The organism is Micromonospora phytophila (assembly GCF_023656545.1).
Lineage (GTDB): Bacteria > Actinomycetota > Actinomycetes > Mycobacteriales > Micromonosporaceae > Micromonospora > Micromonospora phytophila.
This window is the reverse complement of record NZ_JAMOKF010000525.1, coordinates 1-2,547: the sequence shown is the minus strand read 5'-3', so window position 1 is coordinate 2,547 and position 2,547 is coordinate 1. Positions and strand designations below refer to the sequence as shown.

The 2,547-nt window shown below is 73.4% G+C and carries 2 protein-coding genes; both read left to right on the top strand.

Annotated elements, in window-relative coordinates:
• Positions 1-314: 314 nt before the first annotated feature.
• On the top strand, positions 315-2,069 hold the full coding sequence (gene pyrG / locus NCC78_RS30745) for a CTP synthase (RefSeq protein ID WP_250798918.1): 1,755 nt from the start codon (positions 315-317) through the stop codon (positions 2,067-2,069).
• Positions 2,066-2,547, top strand: a 482-nt coding sequence (locus NCC78_RS30740; RefSeq protein WP_250798916.1) for an NUDIX domain-containing protein, incomplete at its 3' end; no start/stop codon positions are given. The genes pyrG and NCC78_RS30740, both read left to right, overlap by 4 nt.

Genomic DNA, 2,547 nt, shown 5'->3' with positions numbered 1-2,547 from the left:
CGGTCGCGGATCCGGCCGATCAGCCGCCGGTGGCGGGGCCTGCCGGGGGTCGGCCAACCCCGGGGCCCGCCGTGGATCCGCCGACCCCGGGTCCCGCTGTGAAGCCGCCGGCGACCGCGCCCGGGCGGGCCGCCCGGGCATCGACCGAGGTCGCGACGCCCTGAGCCGGCGGGCCGCCCCCGGCGTCGGGCCCCGGGTGCGCCCGGCGGTGGGGGCGGAAGAGGTGTTACCGTGGAGTCCCGTGGATCGCGTGATCACTTGGCTGATCGGCACGGCGGTCTGCACGACCGCGACGGACGACACGGGAGCAGGCCTTGGCCCCTTCAGCACGGACGACCAGGCACATTTTCGTCACCGGGGGCGTCGCCTCCTCGCTGGGTAAGGGCCTCACCGCCTCCAGCCTCGGCAACCTGCTCAGCGCCCGCGGGCTCCGCGTGGTGATGCAGAAGCTCGACCCCTACCTCAACGTGGACCCGGGGACGATGAACCCGTTCCAGCACGGTGAGGTCTTCATCACCGAGGACGGCGCCGAGACCGACCTCGACGTCGGCCACTACGAGCGCTTCCTGGACCGGGACCTCTCCGGCAAGGCGAACGTCACCACCGGGCAGATCTACTCGGACGTGATCGCCAAGGAGCGGCGCGGGGAGTACCTGGGCGACACGGTCCAGGTCATCCCGCACATCACCAACGAGATCAAGTCGCGGATCCTGGCCATGGCCGACCCGGACGAGGGCGGCCAGGTGCCGGACGTGGTGATCACCGAGGTCGGCGGCACGGTCGGCGACATCGAGTCGCTGCCGTTCCTGGAGGCGATCCGGCAGGTCCGCCACGACCTCGGCCGGGACAACTGCTTCTACCTGCACGTCTCGCTGGTGCCGTACCTGGCGCCGTCGGGCGAGCTGAAGACGAAGCCGACCCAGCACTCGGTGGCGCAGCTGCGCAGCATCGGCATCCAGCCGGACGCCATCGTCTGCCGCTCCGACCGGGAGATCCCGGAGAAGCTCAAGCACAAGCTCTCGCTCTACTGCGACGTCGACGCCGAGGCGGTCGTGGCCGCCCCGGACGCGCCGAGCATCTACGACATCCCCAAGGTGCTGCACCGGGAGGGGCTCGACGCGTACGTGGTGCGCCGGCTCGGCCTCTCCTTCCGGGACGTGGACTGGGCCAGCTGGGACGACCTGCTGGACCGGGTGCACCGGCCGGTGCACACCGTCACCGTCGCGGTGGTCGGCAAGTACGTCGACCTGCCCGACGCGTACCTGTCGGTCAGCGAGGCGATCCGGGCCGCCGGCTTCGGCCACCGGGCCCGGGTGCAGCTGCGCTGGGTGCCCAGCGACGAGTGCGTCACGCCGGCCGGCGCGGCGGCCGCCCTGGCCGGCGTCGACGGCATCGTCATCCCCGGCGGCTTCGGGGTGCGCGGCATCGAGGGCAAGATCGGCACCGCCCGGTACGCCCGGGAGAACGGCGTCCCGCTGCTCGGGCTCTGCCTGGGCCTGCAGTGCATGACCATCGAGGTGGCCCGGCACCTGGCCGGCCTGGAGGGCGCGAACTCGCTGGAGTTCGACGAGGAGGCCAAGCACCCGGTCATCGCCACGATGGCCGACCAGGAGGACATCGTGGCCGGCCGGGGCGACCTGGGCGGCACCATGCGGCTCGGGGCGTACCCGGCGAAGCTCGCCGAGGGCTCCCTGGTCGCCGAGGCGTACGGCAGCACCGAGGTCAGCGAGCGGCACCGGCACCGCTACGAGGTGAACAACGCCTACCGCGACCAGCTCACCAAGGCCGGCCTGCAGATCTCCGGCACCTCCCCGGACGGGCGGCTGGTGGAGTTCGTGGAGCTGGACCGGGGCCTGCACCCGTTCTTCGTGGCCACCCAGGCGCACCCGGAGCTGAAGAGCCGGCCGACCCGGCCGCACCCGCTCTTCGCCTCCTTCGTCAAGGCGGCGGTGGCCTACTCCGAGGCCGACCAGCTCCCGGTGGACCTGGACGCCGCGGCGGAGGCCCCGGCGGCGAAGAAGGCCGCCCGCAACGGCGGCGCCGCCGCGAAGGCGGCGTCGGCCTCGTGAGCGCGGTCGAGCACCGCTACGAGGTCACCGACCGGCAGGAGCGCTGGGCCGGGCGGATCTTCTCCGTGGTCACCGACGAGGTGACCATGCCCGGTGGCGGCACGGCGGCCCGCGACCACATCCGGCACGTCGGGGCGGTGGCCGTGGTGGCGCTCGACGAGGCCGGCCAGGTGGTGCTGATCCGCCAGTACCGGCACCCGGTCGGGCGGCACCTGTGGGAGCTGCCCGCGGGGCTGATGGACGTCTCCGGCGAGGACCTCCCGGCCGCCGCGGCGAGGGAGCTGGCCGAGGAGGCCGACCTGACCGCCGGGCGGATCGACGTGCTGGTCGACCTGCACAGCTCGCCCGGCTTCACCAACGGGCTGGTCCGGGTCTTCCTGGCCCGGGACCTGGCGGAGGTGCCGGCGGAGCAGCGCCACGAGCGCCGCGAGGAGGAGGCCGACCTCCAGGTCGTCCGGATCGACCTGGACGAGGCCGT